Origin of the sequence: Streptacidiphilus anmyonensis (assembly GCF_000787855.1) — a bacterium.
GTDB classification, from domain to species: Bacteria; Actinomycetota; Actinomycetes; order Streptomycetales; family Streptomycetaceae; genus Streptacidiphilus; species Streptacidiphilus anmyonensis.
In genome coordinates, this window is record NZ_BBPQ01000010.1 from 41,082 (window position 1) to 59,343 (window position 18,262).

19 protein-coding genes are annotated in these 18,262 nt (G+C 69.8%); 14 read left to right on the top strand and 5 right to left on the bottom strand.

Annotated features, from left to right (window positions below; translation table 11 throughout):
• Positions 1–30 precede the first annotated feature (30 nt).
• From TR50_RS12765 to TR50_RS12780, 4 genes are all read left to right on the top strand, one after another.
• Complete coding sequence (locus tag TR50_RS12765) at positions 31–2,058, top strand: M3 family metallopeptidase (RefSeq protein WP_042419646.1); 2,028 nt, start codon at positions 31–33, stop codon at positions 2,056–2,058.
• Between the two features lie 271 nt (positions 2,059–2,329).
• Entirely contained in the window at positions 2,330–3,895 is a 1,566-nt protein-coding gene (locus tag TR50_RS12770) for a PucR family transcriptional regulator (RefSeq protein ID WP_042419649.1), read from the top strand.
• A gap of 76 nt (positions 3,896–3,971) precedes the next feature.
• On the top strand, positions 3,972–5,084 hold the full coding sequence (locus TR50_RS12775; protein WP_042419652.1) for an ROK family glucokinase: 1,113 nt from the start codon (positions 3,972–3,974) through the stop codon (positions 5,082–5,084).
• Between the two features lie 85 nt (positions 5,085–5,169).
• A complete protein-coding gene (locus tag TR50_RS12780; protein ID WP_236654392.1) occupies positions 5,170–5,787 on the top strand; it encodes a DUF1707 SHOCT-like domain-containing protein in 618 nt (205 codons plus the stop codon).
• Positions 5,788–5,830: 43 nt separating this feature from the next.
• On the opposite strand, the gene TR50_RS12785 is transcribed toward TR50_RS12780, so the two are convergent.
• Positions 5,831–6,448 carry a phosphatase PAP2 family protein gene (locus TR50_RS12785; protein WP_052440961.1) on the bottom strand — a complete coding sequence of 206 codons (618 nt, stop codon included), beginning with the start codon at positions 6,446–6,448 and terminating at the stop codon, positions 5,831–5,833.
• 25 nt (positions 6,449–6,473) lie between these two features.
• On the bottom strand, positions 6,474–7,130 hold the full coding sequence (locus TR50_RS12790; RefSeq protein ID WP_042419663.1) for a DedA family protein: 657 nt from the start codon (positions 7,128–7,130) through the stop codon (positions 6,474–6,476).
• A 124-nt stretch (positions 7,131–7,254) separates the two neighbouring features.
• Here TR50_RS12790 and TR50_RS12795 point away from each other — a divergent pair, with 124 nt between their 5' ends.
• The 4 genes from TR50_RS12795 (at position 7,255) to TR50_RS45460 (ending at position 10,428) form a co-directional block, all read left to right on the top strand.
• The gene (locus TR50_RS12795) at positions 7,255–7,623 is read left to right on the top strand and encodes a BlaI/MecI/CopY family transcriptional regulator (RefSeq protein ID WP_042419978.1); all 369 of its coding nucleotides are present in this window, start codon (positions 7,255–7,257) and stop codon (positions 7,621–7,623) included.
• A gap of 34 nt (positions 7,624–7,657) precedes the next feature.
• Entirely contained in the window at positions 7,658–8,077 is a 420-nt protein-coding gene (locus TR50_RS12800) for a secondary thiamine-phosphate synthase enzyme YjbQ (RefSeq protein WP_042419668.1), read from the top strand.
• Positions 8,078–8,136: 59 nt separating this feature from the next.
• Positions 8,137–9,696 carry a recombinase family protein gene (locus tag TR50_RS12805; protein ID WP_084700177.1) on the top strand — a complete coding sequence of 520 codons (1,560 nt, stop codon included), beginning with the start codon at positions 8,137–8,139 and terminating at the stop codon, positions 9,694–9,696.
• An 81-nt stretch (positions 9,697–9,777) separates the two neighbouring features.
• Positions 9,778–10,428 (top strand): recombination directionality factor, encoded by a 651-nt coding sequence (locus tag TR50_RS45460; RefSeq protein WP_152648377.1) that lies wholly within the window; start codon positions 9,778–9,780, stop codon positions 10,426–10,428.
• A 79-nt stretch (positions 10,429–10,507) separates the two neighbouring features.
• Here TR50_RS45460 and TR50_RS48670 read toward each other — a convergent pair whose 3' ends face one another.
• From TR50_RS48670 to TR50_RS12820, 3 genes are all read right to left on the bottom strand, one after another.
• On the bottom strand, positions 10,508–10,783 hold the full coding sequence (locus TR50_RS48670) for a hypothetical protein (RefSeq protein ID WP_236654393.1): 276 nt from the start codon (positions 10,781–10,783) through the stop codon (positions 10,508–10,510).
• A gap of 635 nt (positions 10,784–11,418) precedes the next feature.
• Entirely contained in the window at positions 11,419–11,961 is a 543-nt protein-coding gene (locus TR50_RS12815; RefSeq protein ID WP_042419671.1) for a flavoprotein, read from the bottom strand.
• Positions 11,958–13,232: a helix-turn-helix domain-containing protein gene (locus TR50_RS12820; protein WP_042419674.1), complete on the bottom strand. Its 1,275-nt coding sequence runs from the start codon at positions 13,230–13,232 to the stop codon at positions 11,958–11,960. Before TR50_RS12820 ends, TR50_RS12815 begins: the two co-directional genes overlap by 4 nt.
• 494 nt (positions 13,233–13,726) lie before the next feature.
• Here TR50_RS12820 and TR50_RS12825 point away from each other — a divergent pair, with 494 nt between their 5' ends.
• The 6 genes from TR50_RS12825 (at position 13,727) to TR50_RS12850 (ending at position 18,259) form a co-directional block, all read left to right on the top strand.
• The gene (locus TR50_RS12825) at positions 13,727–14,236 is read left to right on the top strand and encodes a nucleoside-diphosphate kinase (protein ID WP_042419678.1); all 510 of its coding nucleotides are present in this window, start codon (positions 13,727–13,729) and stop codon (positions 14,234–14,236) included.
• A gap of 82 nt (positions 14,237–14,318) precedes the next feature.
• A complete protein-coding gene (locus TR50_RS12830) occupies positions 14,319–14,618 on the top strand; it encodes a hypothetical protein (protein WP_042419681.1) in 300 nt (99 codons plus the stop codon).
• 163 nt (positions 14,619–14,781) lie between these two features.
• Entirely contained in the window at positions 14,782–15,366 is a 585-nt protein-coding gene (locus TR50_RS12835; RefSeq protein ID WP_042419685.1) for a CYTH domain-containing protein, read from the top strand.
• Between the two features lie 42 nt (positions 15,367–15,408).
• A complete protein-coding gene (locus tag TR50_RS12840; RefSeq protein ID WP_084700189.1) occupies positions 15,409–16,170 on the top strand; it encodes a hypothetical protein in 762 nt (253 codons plus the stop codon).
• 3 nt (positions 16,171–16,173) lie between these two features.
• Positions 16,174–17,589, top strand: a complete 1,416-nt coding sequence (locus TR50_RS12845; RefSeq protein WP_042419691.1) for a hypothetical protein — start codon at positions 16,174–16,176, stop codon at positions 17,587–17,589.
• Positions 17,579–18,259, top strand: coding sequence for a class I SAM-dependent methyltransferase (locus tag TR50_RS12850; RefSeq protein WP_042419693.1), 681 nt, complete (start codon positions 17,579–17,581; stop codon positions 18,257–18,259). Before TR50_RS12845 ends, TR50_RS12850 begins: the two co-directional genes overlap by 11 nt.
• Positions 18,260–18,262 lie beyond the last annotated feature (3 nt).

An 18,262-nucleotide genomic window follows, 5' to 3' on the forward strand; every position in this document is an offset into this window, starting at 1 on the left:
ACTGCCACCCCGCGGCGTAGTGTCTGACCTGTGACACAGCCCACGTCGAACCCGTTCCTGCAGCCCAGCACGCTTCCCTTCGAGCTTCCGCCGTTCGCGGAGATCGAGGAGGCCCACTACCTGCCCGCCTTCGATGCCGGCATGGCCGAGCAGCTCGCGGAGATCGCCGAGATCACGGCGAACCCCGAAGCGGCCACCTTCGAGAACACCCTCGTCGCCCTGGAGCGCACCGGACAGCTGTTGCGCCGGGTGAGTCTGGTGTTCTTCAACAAAGTCTCCTCCGATTCCACGCCCGTGCTGCGCGAGCTCGACGCCGAGATCACCCCCCGCCTCGCCGCGCACACCGACGCGATCCAGCTCGACCCCGCCCTCTTCGCCCGCATCGACGCCGTCCACGCCCGCCGCGACGAGCTCGACCTGGACCAGGCCGACCTGCGCCTGCTGGAGCGCTGGCACGCCCGCCTCGTCCGCGGCGGCGCCCGCCTCGACGAGGCCGGCCAGGCCCGTCTGCGCGAGCTCAACGCCGAGCTGGCCGCCCTCGGGACCACCTTCGAGCAGAACCTCTTCGCCGCCACCCGCGCCGCCGCCCTGGTCCTGGACAGCGCCGAGGAACTGGCCGGCCTGCCGGACGGCGCGGTGGCCGCCGCCGCGGAGAACGCCAAGGCCCTCGGCCACGACGGCAAGTACGTGCTCAGCCTGAAGAGCTTCAGCAACCAGACCGAGCTCGCCTCGCTCACCGACCCGAAGCTGCGGGCCCGCCTGCTGGAGGCCTCGCTCGCCCGCGGCATCCAGGACAACGGACCGCTCGCCGTCCAGATGGCGCAGCTGCGCGCCGAGCGGGCGCGACTGCTGGGCTTCCCCTCGCACGCGGCCTACGAGGTCGCCGACCAGACGGCCGGCACCACCGACGCCGTCGACTCGATGCTCGGCCGCCTCGTCGGCCCGGCCGTCGCCAACGCCGACCGCGAGGGCGCGGCGCTGGCCGAGACGGCCGGCGTGCCCGGCGTCGAGGCGTCCGATTGGCAGTACCTCTCGGAGCAGGTCCGCAAGGAGCGCTACGACGTGGACGGCGCGCAGATGCGCCCGTACCTCGAGCTCGAGTCGGTGCTGCACCGCGGCGTCTTCCACGCCGCCGGCCTGGTCTACGGCCTCACCTTCCACGAGCGGCCGGAGCTCGTCGCCCACCACCCCGACGCCCGCGTCTTCGAGGTCCGCGAGGCCGACGGGCGGCCGGTCGGCCTGTACATCGGCGACTACTTCGCCCGCGAGTCCAAGCGCGGCGGCGCCTGGATGACGGAGTACGTCCAGCAGTCGCACCTGCTCGGCCAGCTCCCGGTGGTCACCAACGACCTCAACATCGCCAAGCCCCCGGCCGGCGAACCGTGCCTGCTCAGCTGGGACGAGGTGCGCACGCTCTTCCACGAGTTCGGCCACGCGCTGCACGGCCTCTTCTCCGACGTGAAGTACCCCTCCCAGTGGATGGAGGTGCCGCGCGACTTCGTCGAGTACCCCTCGCAGGTCAACGAGATGTGGCAGGAGTGGCCCGAGGTCCTCCAGAACTACGCCCGCCACGTCGAGACCGGCGAGCCGATGTCGCCCGCGCTGGTCGAGCGGGTCCGTGAGGCCCAGAACTTCGGCGAGGGCTTCCGCACCGTCGAGTACCTGGCCGCCGCCCTGCTGGACTGGGCCTGGCACACCACCCCCGACGGCGAGGGCGCCGGCGACGCGGAGGCCTTCGAGGCGGCCGCGCTCCAGCGCTACGGTCTGGCCCACCCCTCCATCCCGCCGCGCTACCGCACCGGCTACTTCGCCCACGTCTTCGCCGGCGGCCACTACGCCGCGGGCTACTACGGCTACATCTGGTCCGAGGTCCTGGACGCGGACACGGTGGAGTGGTTCAAGGAGTCCGACCGTCCGGTCCGCGAGAGCGGCGAGATCTTCCGCCGCACCCTCCTGGCCCCGGGCGGCACCGAGGACCCGCTGGCCGCGTTCGCCGCGTTCCGGGGCCGGGCCCCGGAGATCACCCCGCTCCTCGCCCGCCGCGGGCTGCAGGGCTGAGTTCCGCTCCCGCAGGCAGTCGCACCTCGCCAGGGGCGCGGGGAACTGCGCGACAAGCCACCCTGAGTGGTGGGTCGCCGAACGAGCAGGACCACCGCACGCCGGTGGTTGCTCGCGCAGTTCCCCGCGCCCCTTGAGATAGTGCAACCAGAGGCGGTAGCAGACAGTCATTCACCATCTCGGCTGGGCGCGCGGTTCCTCGCGCCCCTGGGGGTTCCGGTACCGTTCCCCGGAAGCCCATCCCTTTTGCCGAGTTTCGGAGGTACCCGACGTGCGGATCGGTGCGCTGCTGGCCCCCGCCGCACCGCCGATGCGGCTGCTCGCGGGGAGCGACGAGCTCGACCGCGTGGTGACCGGCGTGATGACCACGGACCTGCGGGATCCGAGCCGGTACCTGCACGGCGGGGAGCTGGTGCTCACCGGGATGCTGTGGCGGTACGAGCCGGAGGACTCCGAGCGCTTCGTGCGCCACCTCGCCTCCGGCGGCGCCGCCGGACTCGCCGCCGGTGAGGCGGAGGTCGGGCCCGTGCCGCGGGATCTCGTCGCCGCGTGCGAGCGGCACCGCATGCCGCTGTTCGCCGTCGGTGAGGACGTCGCGTTCGGGGCCGTCACCGAGTTCGTCAACCGTCAGGTCTCCGCCGACCGCGCCGCGGACCTCTCCGCGCTGGTCGAGCGCCACCGCATGCTCGTCTCCGCCGCCAGCGGCGCGGGCCTCGACGCCGTGCTCCAGCTCCTCGGCGGCGACGTCGACCTGGAGAGCTGGGTGCTCACCCCGACCGCCCGCCTGGTCGCCGGTCCGGTCGAGGGCATCGACGCCGCCGAGCGGGAGGCGCTGGTCCGCTCCCACCTGGAGTCGCAGCGCAGACGCAGCACGCCCGCCAGCCGCACCCGCGTCGGCGAGCGCCAGTTCTCGCTGCTGCCGGTCCCCGGCGGGACGCCGCTCGCCCAGTGGCTGCTCGCGGTCGAGGGCGACATCACCGACTGGACCGCCAAGCGCCGCCAGCTCGCGGAGAACCTCGCCGGGCTGGTCTCCGCCGAGCGGGCCCGCCGCGACGAGGGCCGCACGCTGCGCACCCGGCTCGCCGACGAGATGATCACCCTGCTCCAGCGCGACTCCGTGCCGGACGAGCTGCAGCGCGCCCTGGAGGCCGCGCACGCGATGAGCAGCGGCCCCGAGCTGCCGCTGCCCCGCACCTGGGTGGTCGTCTCGGTCGCCGGGCAGGCGCTCGCCGAGGGGGAGGCGCGCGAGGCCGTCACCGAGGCGCTGACCGGCCTGGACGACCGCGCGCTGGTCGGCGACGACGGCGACGCGGCCGTGGTGCTGCTGCCGCAGCCGCAGGGCGAGCGGACCGCCTCCGAGGTGCTGGCCGAACTGCTCGCCCCGCTCGAGGCCGGGCTCGGCCCGGAGGGCCGGCTCACCGTCGGCGTCAGCGCGCCGGCGGACGGCGTCGGCGGGCTGCGCGGGGCGCTGGAGGAGGCCCGGCACGCCCGCCGGATCGCCTCGGCCCGCCTCGGCCGCCTGTGCGTCGCCGGCCCCGAGGAGCTCGCCTCCCACGTGCTGCTGCTGGCGGCCGTGCCGGACGAGGTGCGCCGCGCCTTCCGCTCCCGGCTGCTGGACCGCGTCATCGCCTACGACCTCGAACACCAGGCGGACCTGGTCCGCACGCTGGAGGCGTTCCTGCGCTACGACGGCTCCTGGACCCGCTGCGCCGCCGCGCTGCACGTCCACGTCAACACGCTGCGCTACCGCATCGGGCGGATCGAGGAGCTGACCGGTCGTGACCTCTCCCGCCTGGAGGACCGGGTGGACTTCTTCCTCGCCCTCGAACTGAGCTGAGCCGTCCGAACGAGCCGAATCGCGCCGGACGCCCTCCAAGCGGCAGGATGGACGGCACTTACCAGCGCGAGCACGGATCGGACGCGAGTTGAGCAGCGATTACGCCGAGTACGTCCGCAGGACGGCCCTGCGCCTGCCGACGGTCGGCATCGACATCGGCGGCACGAAGATCGCCGCCGGGGTCGTCGACGGCGAGGGCCGGATCCTGGAGCAGCTGCGCACCGAGACGCCGCACAAGAGCAAGAGCCCCAAGGTCGTCGAGGACGTCATCACCGAGCTGGTCCTCGCGCTCGCCGACCGCCACGACGTCCACGCCGTCGGCATCGGCGCGGCCGGCTTCGTCGACGCGCAGCGCGCGCGGGTCCTGTTCGCCCCCCACCTGAGCTGGCGCAACGAGCCGCTGCAGGAGGCGCTGAGCGACCGTCTGGGGCTCCCGGTCATCGTCGAGAACGACGCCAACGCCGCCGCCTGGGCGGAGTGGCGCTTCGGCGCGGGCGCGGGGGAGGAGCACCTGGTCATGGTCAACCTCGGCACGGGCATCGGCGGCGCGATCGTGCACGGCGGCCGGCTGGAGCGCGGCCGCTACGGCATGGCGGGCGAGTTCGGCCACATGACGGTGGTGCCCGGCGGCCACCGCTGCCCGTGCGGCAACCGCGGCTGCTGGGAGCAGTACTCGTCCGGCAACGCGCTGGTGCGCGAGGCCCGCGAACTCGCGGCGGCGGAGTCGCCGGTGGCGCAGCCGCTGCTGGACCGGGTCGAGGGCGACGTCGCGTCCATCACCGGTCCGCTCGTCACGGAGGCGGCGCAGGAGGGCGACCCCTGCGCGGTGGAGCTGCTCCAGGAGATCGGCCAGTGGCTCGGCCTCGGCCTGGCCAATCTCGCGGCCGCGCTGGACCCCGGCCGCTTCGTCATCGGCGGCGGCGTCTCCGCGGCGGGCGAGCTGTTGCTCCGCCCCGCGCGCGAGGCGTACCGGCGCAACCTCACCGGCCGCGGGTTCCGCCCGGAGGCGGAGATCTTCGAGGCCGAGCTCGGCAACACGGCGGGCCTGATCGGCGCGGCGGACCTCGCCCGCGGCCGGGCGCGCCGCTTCCGCACCGTCAAGCGGGCGCGCGTGGAACGCGCGGAGCGCGTCTCCCGCACCGGCGTCGGCCGCCGCCGCACCCAGTGGTGGACCCCGCTGGAACGGTGACGGCGCGACGCATTGACCGCGCTACAGTCGCGACATATCGTGTTGTCATCGCCCGGCACCGCCGCATCCTCTGGAGTACGTCGTCGTGAACGAGCCCGTACCGCGTCCCGTGTCCGCCGAGTCCCAGGGCCCCGTCCTGCGCGCGGGGGACGTCGACCGTGACCGCGTCGCCGCCGTGCTGGCCGACGCCCTCGCGACGGGGCATCTCGATCCCGACGAGCACTCCCAGCGGCTCGAAGCCGCCTACTCGGCGCGCACGTTGGCCGAGCTGCACCCGCTCACCGCGGACCTGCCGGTCTCGGCCACCGAGTTGCAGCCCGTCGCGCCGCCGAGTGCGCAGCCGGTGACGGCGCTGTTCAGCAAGGTGCGGCGGGGCGGGCAGTGGCCGGTGCCGCCGACGAGCACCGTGCGGGCCCGCTGGGGCAAGCTCGTGATCGACCTGCGTCACGCGGTCTTCACCCGGCGCGAGGTGGTGATCGAGGCGGACGCCTTCTGCGGCCTGGTCGAGGTGGTGCTCCCGCCGCACGTCCGCGTCTACGACGAGGGCAGCGCGCTCTTCGCCAAGCGTCAGCTGCCGTCGGCCGCGAAGGACGAGACGCTCGCGGACGGCCCGATCGTCCGGATCACCGGGCGTGCGCTCTTCGGTCAGGTCCGCGTGCGCCGCGCCGGCGACGCGCGTTACCCCTGGCGGGAGTGGCGCTGAGCCCTCGCCGTGCACGGCGAGGGCTCAGCGGTTCGCGCGGTTGCTACTCCGCGGCCGTCAGCAGCGGGCGCAGCATCCCGCTCTGGAGGCGTACCACCAGCGGGGGCGCGTAGCGGCGTGCGGCCAGGGTGGCCGGGACGGCCACCAGGGCGCCGACGAGGAGGCCGACCACCACGTCGTGGGGGTAGTGCGCGCCGACCCAGACCCGGGAGAAGGCCATGAACAGCGCCAGTACCGAGGCGATGACCCCGATCCTGCGGTCCAGGATCCACAGCGCCGCCGCCGAGGCGGCGGCGATCGTGGAGTGGTTGCTCGGGAAGGACCAGTCGCCCACGCCGGGGCAGGGCTGGAGGGTGTAGCTGTGGGCGATGGCCTGACACGGTCGGACCTCGGTGAAGACGCTCTTCAGGAGGTCGTTCACCACGTAGGCGAGGACGACGACGACCGGTACGGACAGGGCCGTCGCCATCGCCGCGGCGCTGCGCGCCCGGCGGGCCTGCCACCAGCCCCAGAGCATCAGCAGGGCGAAGACGCCCAGGCCCAGGGTGGCGTAGAAGGAGACCACGTCGTCCAGCCAGTGCGGCGCGTTCTCCGCCTGCCGGGTGAACCAGCTGTACAGGCCGCCGTCGATGGAGGCCCCGTTCAGTGCGAGGTCGTTCACGGTGTTCACGGTGTTCAAGGGGTGCTTACTCCGCGGAGGGGCTGCTCTTGCGGGAGCGCATCAGTTCGAGGCCGATCGGGATCACGGAGATCACGACGATCAGACCGATGATCGGCAGGAGGTACTTGTCGATGTCGGGGATGCTGGAGCCGAGCGCGTAGCCGGCCATGGTCACGCCGACGGACCAGAGCAGCCCGCCCACGACCTGCCACAGGGTGAAGGTCTTGACCGGGACGTTGAGCGCGCCCGCCATCGGGTTGAGGACGGTGCGCACGACGGGGATGAAGCGGGCGAGCACGATGGCCTTGGCATGGCCGTACTTGGTCAGGATCTCCTCGGCGCGGTCGGCGCCGGCCAGCAGGTGCTTGTTGTTGGTGCGGGCGAGCAGCGTCTTGCCGCCCTTCTGCCCGATCAGGTAGCCGACCTGGGCGCCGAGCAGCGCGCCGACGGCGGCGCAGGCCAGTACCGCGCCGAGGTTCAGGTGCACCCCGTTCTTGCTGGTGGTGCAGAGCAGGCCGGCGGTGAACAGCAGCGAGTCGCCGGGCAGGAAGAAGCCGACCAGCAGTCCGGTCTCGGCGAAGAGCACGACCAGGATGCCGAGGGCGCCGAAGGCGGCGAGCAGCGAGTTCGCGTCGAGGATGTTCACCGCGAGCTGGTGCACGCCCGTGGGGTCGGGAGCCATGGGGTTCGATCCTCCTGCGATAGTGGCTGCGAATCGTTTATCGTCTACATGTGTGTAGTCGTTCTGTGTCACTGTAGTGGATGGAACCGCGGAATCACGAAGACGGCGGAAGGGTGGCTTGCAGGTGGCGACCGAGGGGCAGCGGCGGAATCCGGGTGAGCTGGAGTCGAGCGTGCTGTCCGTGCTGTGGGCGGCCGAGGGCCCGATGACCCCGGCCGAGATCCAGCGGTCGCTCGGCGGGGGACTGGCCCGGACCACCGTCAACACGATCCTCTCGCGACTGCACGAAAAGGGGGTCGTGGAGCGCAGCCGCAGCGGTCGCGCGTTCGCCTACGCGCCCGCGCGCGAGGCCGCGGACGCGCCGGGGCTCGCGGCTCGCCGGATGCGCAGCGAGCTCGAGAAGCAGCAGGACCGCGAGACCGTGCTCGCGCGCTTCGTCTCCGGTCTGAGCGACGAGGACGAGGAACACCTGCGCCGCCTGCTGGGCGGTTGAACCCTCGCGGGGGCCGTTCCGGGAAGATGGGCGCATGACGTTCAGTACCCGCACCTTCCAGCTCACCACCGGACACCGCGAGACCGCCGTCGACCTCACCGACCGCTGCCAGTCCTTCCTCGACGAGGTGGCCGCCGGCGCGGACGGCCTGCTCAACGTCTTCGTGCCGCACGCCACCGCGGGCGTCGCCGTGATCGAGACCGGCGCAGGGAGCGACGAGGACCTGCTGGCCGCGCTGCGGGAGCTGCTCCCGGCGGACGACCGCTGGCGGCACCGCCACGGCTCGCCGGGCCACGGCCGGGACCACGTCCTGCCGGGGCTGGTCGCACCGCACGCGACGCTGCCGGTGGTGGACGGGCGGATCGCGCTCGGAACCTGGCAGTCCGTGGTGCTGATCGACACCAACATCAGCAATGTCAACCGTACGGTCCGGCTCTCGTTCCTCGGGGGCTGATCGTCCGGCCAAGGTGCTGCCGCCGATTCTCCTTATCCTGCGTGCGAACGGGAGAGGGAATGAGCAGCTCAGACCAGGACGCGATCGAGCGACCCTACGACGGATGCGGCAGGTGCTTGCTGGGCGTCCGGCGGTTGTCCCGGATGAAGGGGACGACGTACTCGCCGGAGAGCCAGCGGGCGGACGTGCTCGCGGCCGCTGCTGCGGTGGGAGGTCACATCGTCGGCTGGGCCGACGACTGGGAGGTGTCCGGTGCCACGGACCCGATTACCCGACCGAAGCTCGGTCCGTGGCTCCGGGACGAGATGGGACCCTACGACGGGTTGGTGGCTGCGGCGGTCGACCGCCTCGGCCGCAACGTGGTCGACTGCCTCAATACCGGCTACAAGATGCGCGACGAGGGCAAGCTCCTCGTGACCTACGGTCATGAGGGGGCGTGGGACCTTGACGACCCGGTCGACGAGAACCGCTTCACCATGGAGGCGTGGGGCGCCCAGATGGAGCTGCGCGCCATCCAGCGTCGCAACCGCAACGCCACCGTGAAGACCCGAGCCGCTGGGCGTCCGAAGGGCAAGCCGTCATACGGTTTCCAGTTCGTACGGGTGACCATGGGCGGCAAGATCGATCATGTAGACCTGCACCCGCACGCTTCCGAGGTGATCAGGAACGTTGCACGCCGCATTCTGGCTGACCCCGAACACATCACCCCCAGCAGTGAGGCAGCTCGGCTGAACCGCGCCGGTGAGCTGTCGCCGGCCGACCACTTGGCGGTGATGTACGGCAAGCCCTCGCAGGGCCGCCCATGGCATCCGAGCACCGTGAAGAGCATTCTGCGGTCCGAAGCGGCGCTGGGCTACCTCATGCACAAGGGCAAGCCGGTCATCGGCACGGACGGTCACCCGGTCCGACTCTGTGAGGGGCTTTGGGACCGGGCGACGCACGATGCGCTTCAGAAGGCCCTCGCGCCGTACAGGATGGCCTGGAAGGGACGGCGCACGAACCGCGCGTACCTGCTGACCCAGGTGGCTGTCTGCGGGCAGTGCGGGAACCGGCTCTACACACAGACGTCCGCGGTGGAGCCGCCCCGCTACACGTGCACCGCCCGAAACAAGGGCTGGGTTTCCGCCGAGAACTGCCGCCCTGCCCCGCTCGTCCGCATGAAGATCCTGGACACATGGGTCGAGGAATGGTTCTTGCAGACGTTCGGAGACGGTCTGATCTACGAGACGGTGTTTGACCCGGGCAACGGCATCCCCGAACGCATCGCCGAGCTCCAGGCGAACCGTGAGCGCCTCCGAGCCGACCGACAAGCAGGACTGTACGACGCGCCGGACGACGCCGAATGGTTCCGCTCGCGCTACGCCGAGATGGGCCACGAGCTGGCTGCGTTGGAGGCAGAGCCGGTGCGGAATCCAGGAATGGTCCGGCGTCCGACCGGTGAGACCGTGGCGGATCGCTGGGAGAAGGCACCCGATGTTCAAGCGCGTAAGGAGATCCTGCTCGACTTCGGTGTCCGAGTGACGCTGTTCCCGGCAGGCGCTCCTCGCCGGTGGAAGGCCGACGTCCAGGGCGGCCGGGCTCCAAGTCGAGATCCCTCTCGGTACGTGCTTTCCGCTTGAGAGAAGAGAGCGGTTCGGGGGCTGCACTACACCACAACTCCAGCATCGCGAAATCCGTCAGGACTCCGATCCTGGTGAGCAGTGCCGCTCACCAGGATCGGAGTTGCTGAGGTGCTTGTTGAGCACGAGGACGTAGTTGGTTTCCTCATGGCAGAGGAGTCGAGGAACGGGCGGACGGTGGCGCTACCCGCCTGGAAGATGACAACCGGAGATCGGGCTGTGGCCGATGGTGTGCTTCGCGCTTATGGAGGAGTGAGGCGTACTCGCGGCGACGGGCGCGGGTATGACTGCATGCTGCGCTGCGATTCGATAGCGATCCGCGTGAACCCCCGAGTTGACATCACAAATCACCTGGTACTGAGGAAGGGTGAGGACCTGGTTCGCGTCTGTGATGGATCGGTGCTCCTGCATCTTGCGAGCAGCTCAGGCGCGCTCTGCTCCTGTCCAGTTGATGCATTCGAACGCCGGGCAGCCGCGAGGGCGGGAACCGGGCCTAAGCCCGAGGTCCGCCTCACGTTCGAACTTGCGGAGGGGCCAGAGCTAGGACGATTCTCGCTGTTCTCGTCATCCTGGGAACTTGCGGACTCCCTGCGCCGTGTCTTGCCCGGGACGGATACGAACGTAGATCGAGTTGAACTCGTTCTGGATCTGCATAGGAAGCAGTTCGCGACCCGTTCGGGACTTGACGTCAGCATCGTCTTTCCAGCTGCGGCGTCCCTCCCATCGAAGTGAATCCTCGGTCAATCCCCTCGCTTGCCTTGCTTGACACCCCGCAGGGCTTCGGCGTGGTCGACTGATGTCCGTTTCATGATCACGCGAGGTCGAGGAGTTCGAGCCGTCGGCGGGCGTCGCGCGCGTTGCGGCGGAGTCCTGCGGCGATGTTCGTGACGCCGTTGAGCCGGAGGGCGCCGACAGCGAGGTTTCCGCGGGTCGCCATCGCGCGCGGAGCGTTGCCGGTCCGTAGCTGGGAGGCATCCTCGGTGAAGGTGGTGTCGCGAACATGGTGCAGGGCCTCGATCTTCCAATGGTCTCGGATCAGCTGTGCGAGCTGGGCGGGGATGGCCTGCTCGACAGTCAGGCTGGTCACCGCGTAGACGGTGGTGATCGTCGACTTGCCGGTTTTGCGGTCGGTACGGCGGCACTTGATCTGAAAGGCCTGGTGGGCGCCGGGGACGAGCAGGTTGTTGACGCTGGCGACCTTGATCCGGTGGATCTCGGCGCGGCCGTGGCCGGTGCCGCGGGTGCGTCCCTGGAGCGGGATGTCCTTCCAGGGCAGGGACTTCAGCTGCTTGCGCAGCTTCTTCCGGTTGCCTGGCGATCGAGATGTAGTGGGCCCGGCGACCGAGGAGGTAGCCGGCGTGCTCGCGCTTGTTGTGCAGCTGCGTCGCTGGTGACGACCCTGCCGGCGAGGTCGTCGACGCTGTCCAGCAGCGGCTGGAAGCGGCTGGTCCCGCCGACGTCGAGCTGGGCCAGCACCAGCCCAGTGGTGTGCTCCAGGCCGCGAGCAGGTGGATCTTCCGCCCCGGTCCTTCGTCGCGCCGCGCAGGGACTTGCCGTCCACGGACAGGCCGCGCGGCCCGGCTCCAGCAGGCTGGCGATCGGCGAGTCATCCGCCGACTGCCTGATCCAGGGCATCCCCGTCGATGCGCGCGAGAAGTCGGCGAACCGACGATGTTGCTCCCGGCGAGATGCAGTGGGCAGTACCTGCCGTTCACTGGTCGATCAAGCGTTCGACTTCGCTTCGAGCACGTGGCGCAGCAGCTTCAGCACGGTGTTCCAGTTGTAGTTGTCGCGCCCCCCGCCCGCCTTCGGCTTGTGCGGCAGGTAGTCGCCGAACAGGACGCCCATGGAGCGGAGGCGTTGAAGGCTCGCCTCGTAGGCGGGGTGGGCTGCCTGGGCCGAGTTGACGTATGGCTGAGCCGCCACGGGGATGCCCAATCCGTACGCCTCGGTCAGGATGCCCAGCGCCAGGGTGTCGGCGTGGCCGTCCGCCCACTTGTTGATCGTGTTGAAGGTGGCCGGTGCGACCGCGATGGCGTCGGCTGGCGGCAGCGACGCGGGTACGTCGGGTGTGCGCCAGGCCGATCGGATCGTGTAGCCGGTCTGCTCCTCGATGGCCGCGGTATCTATGAACTCCATGGCGTTCGGCGTAGCCACCACACCGACCCGCCAGCCTTCTTCCTGGGCGGCCGAGATCAGCTTGCCGACGTCGTCCGCAATGCCCGAGGCGCACACAATGACGTACAGGAACGGCTGGCTGGTCAAGCTCGGACTCCCAACTCGCGGCTGAACTGGCGTAGCTCAGGTAGGGTGCCGCGCCGATCCCGAGCCGCCATGTCGGCCACCAGCTCACGGATGTCCGGTCGACGCCGGATGTCTTCAGCCGCGTGGCGTTCAGCGATCCGTAGGGCGCGGTAGCCCTCGAACAGTTTGCCTTGCTGGTTGTAGGCGCGGGCAAGGTCCACCCACAAGGCCGCCTGTCGCTCGGGCGCCGGGATGCGGCGGCGCAGCAGGGGGCGAGCAGCGTTAAGGGCGGCTCCTGCGTCTCCCAGGGTCACCGCGGCCGAGACCCGGTGCAGCGCCACGTTGGTCGAGCTGAAGTTGGCCCAGGCGTCCGGCTGATCCCGGTTGACGTACTGGGCCACTTCCTCGGCCTGGGCCAGCAGGTCTTGGGTGGTGCTGCGGTCGCCACCAGCGCTGGCCGCCGTGACGCCGCGCAGCAGCATCAGGCCGAAGGCTGCCAGGTCGGCCGGCTCGCGCTGGTCGTAGTGGCCGCCGAGCTGGTTTGCCGTGTGCTGGACCAATGTGACGGCTGGGCCGGTGTGGCGCTCGCGGGCCATCAGGTGGGCCTGGACTCGGACGCTGGAGGCTAGGACTATCGGGTCGCTGCTGCGCTCGGCCTCGCTCATCGCCCGCCCGACCGCCAACCAGGCGTTGCCGTGGTCGCCGAGCTTGAGCAGCAGACTGACGGCGGTCTGGTAGGTGGTGGCGGTGAGGCCGGCCAGCGCCAGGGCGCCGGGCGCTTCATGCTGGGCGTGGCGCAGATCGGTCAGCAGCTCCGGCAACAGCGCTTCGAGCTCGGTGTAGCGGCAGGCGTAGAAGAGCCGCCGTGCCTGCGACAGACGCCCTCGGAGGGCCGCCTCGGTCAGAGGCCGCCGGTCTGGCAGCGGAGCAGCCGCGGGCAGTAAGGCCTGGATGAGTTCCAAGCCAGCGGTATGGGGTCGGGCCGGGGTGGCGAGGGCTGCGACGCCTGCCGCCAGGAAGCCGCGACGATGCATGTCGTCCGTCCTGAGATCCGCGCTGGTAGGAGCGGTCAGGCCCAGGCTTTCCAGGGGGATGTCGAGTTCCGCCGCGACGGCCCGGAGCACCCGGACGTCGTCGACGCCCTTGCCGCTCTCAAGACGGCTGAGCTTCGACTGGTTGTAGCCCAGCTTGGAAGCCACGTCCTCCTGCGACCGGCCAGCCAGCACTCGGGCGCGTCGAATCACTGTTCCGAGCTGACGCGCCGCGGTGGGCTCCCCAGTCGCCTGCGACATGGCTCCTCCTGCCACCCTCAGCCTGCCGGGCGTGGGCCCGAGCAGCCGATCTGGATCAAGACGTTATGCACAGTCTGCATGGTTCATGCAGCGACGGCACCAGAGCTAACCCTGCGCTCCTTCGATGGAGTTGACTTGGCATCAGCCCACTCGAAGAGCCAGGGAGGAGCCACGCCATGTCACTCCGTGATCGTTCGCCGCATGGGCCAGTTATATGCAGCGCGACTGCATTGCAGCTGCACTGCTGGTGCATGGTGCCGGCCCTGGAGCCACTCCAGACTTGCTGGCATAGCCCGAACTGGTCGAGTCCCTAGCCTTCGCCGATCCTAGGGCAGCTCGGCCGTGAGCATGAGCAGTTCAACTGACCAGGCACGGTTCGCTCGGGCGGCCCAGTCGCTGAATCGAAAACCGCTTCACCCGCGCGGGTAATCTCGGACTCGGACGTGCCCCGACGGCCCGTCATATCTCAATCCTGGCAAGCGGAAAGGGAACACATGACCGAGACCCAGGTCCACACGGTCGAGCGCACGCTCGTGCTGCTCAAGCCCGACGCGGTGGCCCGCGGTCTGGCCGGACGCATCCTGCAGCGGTTCGAGGACGCCACGCTCAAGATCGTCGGCACGAAGATGAAGTGGATGGACGCCGAGTTCAGTCGCAAGCACTACTTCGACCTGGAGGAGCGCCTCGGCTCCGAGGTCTACAACCTGACCGCCACCTTCATGCAGCAGGGTCCGGTCATCGCCCTGGTGCTGGAGGGCTACGACGCCGTCGCCACGGTCCGCAAGATCGTGGGCAGCACCTACCCGGACCAGGCGCCCGCCGGCACCATCCGCGGGGACTTCTCGCAGATGAGCCGCGACGCCAGCGTGGCGGTGGGCAAAGCGGTGGCCAACCTGATCCACGCCTCCGGCAACAAGGAGGAGGCGGAGCAGGAAGTCGAGCTCTGGTTCTCCAAGGACGAGCTGTTCGACTACCAGACCCTCGCCCAGTCCTACGTCTACTGATCTTCGGCCGGGGCGTCACCAACTACGGCGCCCTCCCGTTGAGCACTACCAACGCACGAGAGTCGCAACAAGAAGGGGCACCATGAGCAACCAGTCTCGCCTGGCAACTCCCGCGGAGCTGGAGGCGGCCTTCCAGCAGGAGCTGGCGACCGACCGGTGGGCGGCCACCGAGACGGCCTACGCCCTGGCGACGCTGCTCCGGGACGCCGGGGAGTGGGACCAGTCGCGCACCTGGGTCACGCAGTGCCTGGACCTGCTGGGAACTCAGCCCACCGACGAGTTGGAGCAGGTGGTGCCGCGGCGGCAGTCCGTGGGTGGTGTGCCGCTGCCCAACTACCTGCATGAGGGTGTCGTCCGCGAGCGGTTCGGCGAGCTCGCCTAACCGTACCGAGCTGCCGGTGGTGCGGATCGTCTTCTGCACCGGTTCGCGCCACCGGTTGATCCGAGATCCACAACTGCATATCGGCTCATCCGAACTGGCCAGGGGATACCTGGCGCCAGTTCGGCTGCATCAGCCATGCCCAAAACACGCGAAGGAGCAGACGTTGGCCGTCGAGATCGAGATGCGCGCCAGGTTCGACAAGGAGACGCACGACCAGCTGGTGGCCCTCCTGATGGAGAAGGCCGAGGACCTGGGCCAGGACGACAAGCACATCTACTTCTTCGTCCTGCCGGACCAGCTGCTCAAGGTCACCGACAACAAGTCGGCCGGCACCGCCAAGATCACGCTCAAGAACAGCAAGATCGGCCAGGGCTCGGCCTTCGGCGAGACCGAGTTCCCCATCGCGCAGCAGGACGTGGCGGCCGCCGTCGAGGTCTTCAACGCGCTGGGCTTCCAGGAGGCCATGCACGAGGCCTTCAACTTCCGGCGCAACTTCAACTTCAAGGGCATCGAGATCGCGGTCAAGTGGAGTGAGGCGTGGGGCTACCACGCCGAGTTCGAACGGCTGCTCACGGACGACGCCACGGCCGCCGCCAAGGACGAGGCCGTCGCCGAGATCACCGACGTCGCCGACGAGCTGGGCGTGACCCTGATGACCGAGGACGAGCTGGCCGCGTTCACGGCGGCCTTCGAGGCCGCCGAGCAGGCCCGCAAGGAGGCCGATCAGTCGCCGGCCGAAATCCACTAGGAGTCCCGGACGCCTGAATCCACCGAGGGGGTGGGCCGCACCGTGAGCACAACCCGAACGGACAGCCTGGTCGAGTTAGCTGCCCGGAAGCAGTTGCCGTACCACCAGTTCACCGACGTCGCCACGGTCGAGTGGATCAAGGCCAACCGGCCTGACTTCCCGCCGGCCTGGCCGCCGCCGTTGCGCCCCACCACCAAGGCCCTGGTCGAGCGGGCCGCCATCCCGACACGCTGGCTGGCCGAGCCGAAGCTGGCCGACTCCATCCACGGCCACCGCCACGGCCTGCGCACGGCGGTCCTCGCCGCGCTGCTGGCCGATTGGCGCGGCTGGGACGAGCGGATGACCGCCACGGCCGTCATCGCGGCGGCGGTACACGACTGCCAGCGGCACCACGACCGGGACGACCAGGGCCACGGCGCACGAGCGGCCGTCTGGCTGGCCGCCAACGCCGAGCTGGTGTGGAGCCACTTCGGCCTGAGCCCGCACACGCGCCGCGTGGTTCAGGCGGCCACCGCCGTGCGGTTGCACGAAGTGCCGTACGACGCGTTCAGTGCCGTTGACCAGGTCGACTACGCCCGCGCCTCGCGAGTCTGCGACCTTGTGAAGGTGGCGGACGCCTTGGACCGCTACCGGCTTCCGAAGCTGTCCTGGTGGCCCGACGGTCAGTTCGTCCGGGAGCCGGCGTTCGAGCAGCTGAAGCCCCTGGCCTACGACCTGGTGGTGACCTCGGAAGCCGCCTTCCTGGCAGGGGCCAGCAGCGCCGAAGCCGTCGCGTTCGCGGTCGCCGAGAAGGGGCTGGTGTGAGCCGTGGACTTCCTCGACGCCTACAACCTCTGGGCCGACGCCCACGCCTTCTTCGACACCAGCCTCATACCAACCATGCCGAACCCGGACGACCCCCTGGGGGCGCAGACGGCGGCTTGGAACGACCGACTGGCCATCGGGACGCCGAACGGGCACCTGCTGCGCCGCAACAGCCTGTTCGACGCTCTCTCCGGCGGCGGCAAGCTGCACCTACTGCACGTCACGCACGCCCTGGAGGAGATCACCCGTAACGGCGTGCTCTACCCGTCCGGAGGGTGCCTGGTCGGCAGCATCTACTGCGCGCCGCTGGCCGTCACCGAGCAGGGCTTCCGCCCGCACAACCTCGGCTCCTACGTGCTGGGCCGCGAGGCGCCGGCCTTCCTGACTCGTATTGGCGAGCCGGACCGTAAGCCCACGCCGTTGATCTTCGAGCTGAATCTGCCGCCGCAGGCGTACCAGGGCTTAGCTGGCATCGACTACCTGCGCCTCGGATCGATTCACCTGGCCATCTACAGCCACCTGGAGTACCTGCTCTCCAAGGCAGAGCGGCACCAGCTGCGCGAGACCGTGGTCAGCCGGGCCAAGAACTCCACCGCCTTCCTGGCGCTGGCTGCGGCCATCGCCTACCAGGGCGTGGTCGTGTCGCCCGCGGCCTTCCTGCGGCAGCTCGACGAGACGATCCCGCGTCTGCCGATCCTGGGCTACCTGTACTTCGAGGCGCTATCCGAGTACGTCATGCTCCACTCGAATAGCCCGCGCACCCAGCAGCTGGCCGAGCTGGGCGAGTTCAACAACTGGCTCTACAAGGAGATGTTGTTCGCCGTCCCGGGGATGATTGGGAAGTTCGACCTGGCCAAGTTCCGGGTGCCGCCGGCCAAGCTCGCGAGCGTGCTTCAGCAGCTGGACCCGACCCTCGACCCGACTGAGGCCGAGGTCTACCTGGCTGACCGCATCAGCCACCTGGTGGCCGCTCGACTCTTCACGCCGGGACAGGTGCCCGAGACCTGGCGCCACACCCGCTGGGAGTTCGACAGCCTGGCCACTCAGCTCGGGCCGCTGCTCGGCCACCTCATCCATCGCGAGCTGCGCACCTTCGGCCGCTACCCGGACTTCTACTTCTACTTCGACCAGTTCAAGGCCCTCCAGGCATGGAACTACTGGAATCACCTCGACATCATCACGCCGTTCAACGGCACCATCCCCAAGGGCGAGATCGGGATCAACCCGGCGTACCCCAACCTCGACTACCGGATCTGGCGCGCCGAAGCCGATGAGGCCGGCCATCTTCATCCGGTAGAGCAGCTGGACCTGACGGTTGCCCCGCGCCTGGTGGACATCAAGTACACCCTGATGCGCAACAGCGGCACCGTGATCGCAAGCCCGCGAAGCCCACGTGCGGAGGAGTCCTATGTCCGCTGAGGAACACAGCACGGCCGGTGGCTGGCCGGCGCCTGCTGAGCCCGCAGAAGCGCTGTTCACCGAGATCTTCCAGACCAATCACTGGGGGTCGAGCGAGTCGGTTTCTGGCCCGGGGTCGGAGCTGCGGCAGACGGAGGCGGTTCGGGCTGCCTTGGCCTCGGTGCTCGCGCGCTACCCGATCCGGACCGTTACGGACGTCGGCTGCGGCGACGTGAACTGGATTCGCCACGTCGACGGCTTCGACCAGCTGGACCGCTACATCGGACTCGACGTGGTCGCCGACCTTGTTCGTCGCAACCAGGAGCGGTACGGCAACGAGCGCGTTTCCTTCCGGCAGGCCGACTTGAGCCGGGACGAGATTCCGGCGGCTGACCTCGTCATCGCCCGGGACTGCCTTGTCCACCTCACCCATCACGAGGCGCTGGCCTTCCTCGACCGCTTGGCGGCCAGCAGCTCGACCTGGCTGCTCACCACCACCTACGTGGGTCTGGCCGAGAACCGTGACACCACGGGCAGCCACTGGCGTCCGCTCAATCTTCAGACGGCTCCGTTCTGCCTGCCCGCGCCCACCCTGCACTTCGACACCGACTTCACGGACAACGGCCGCCACCACCCCGGCAATGGACTGGGCCTCTGGAAGATCGACCAGCTCCGGGCTCGCACTGCCTGACGC

Coding starts and splice junctions, on each gene's coding strand:
- TR50_RS12850 (WP_042419693.1), top strand. CDS start 17,579: ATGTCCGCTGAGGAACACAGCACGGCCGGTGGCTGGCCGGCGCCTGCT.
- TR50_RS12830 (WP_042419681.1), top strand. CDS start 14,319: ATGAGCAACCAGTCTCGCCTGGCAACTCCCGCGGAGCTGGAGGCGGCC.
- TR50_RS12820 (WP_042419674.1), bottom strand. CDS start 13,232: ATGTCGCAGGCGACTGGGGAGCCCACCGCGGCGCGTCAGCTCGGAACA.
- TR50_RS12825 (WP_042419678.1), top strand. CDS start 13,727: ATGACCGAGACCCAGGTCCACACGGTCGAGCGCACGCTCGTGCTGCTC.
- TR50_RS12805 (WP_084700177.1), top strand. CDS start 8,137: ATGAGCAGCTCAGACCAGGACGCGATCGAGCGACCCTACGACGGATGC.
- TR50_RS12790 (WP_042419663.1), bottom strand. CDS start 7,130: ATGGCTCCCGACCCCACGGGCGTGCACCAGCTCGCGGTGAACATCCTC.
- TR50_RS12800 (WP_042419668.1), top strand. CDS start 7,658: ATGACGTTCAGTACCCGCACCTTCCAGCTCACCACCGGACACCGCGAG.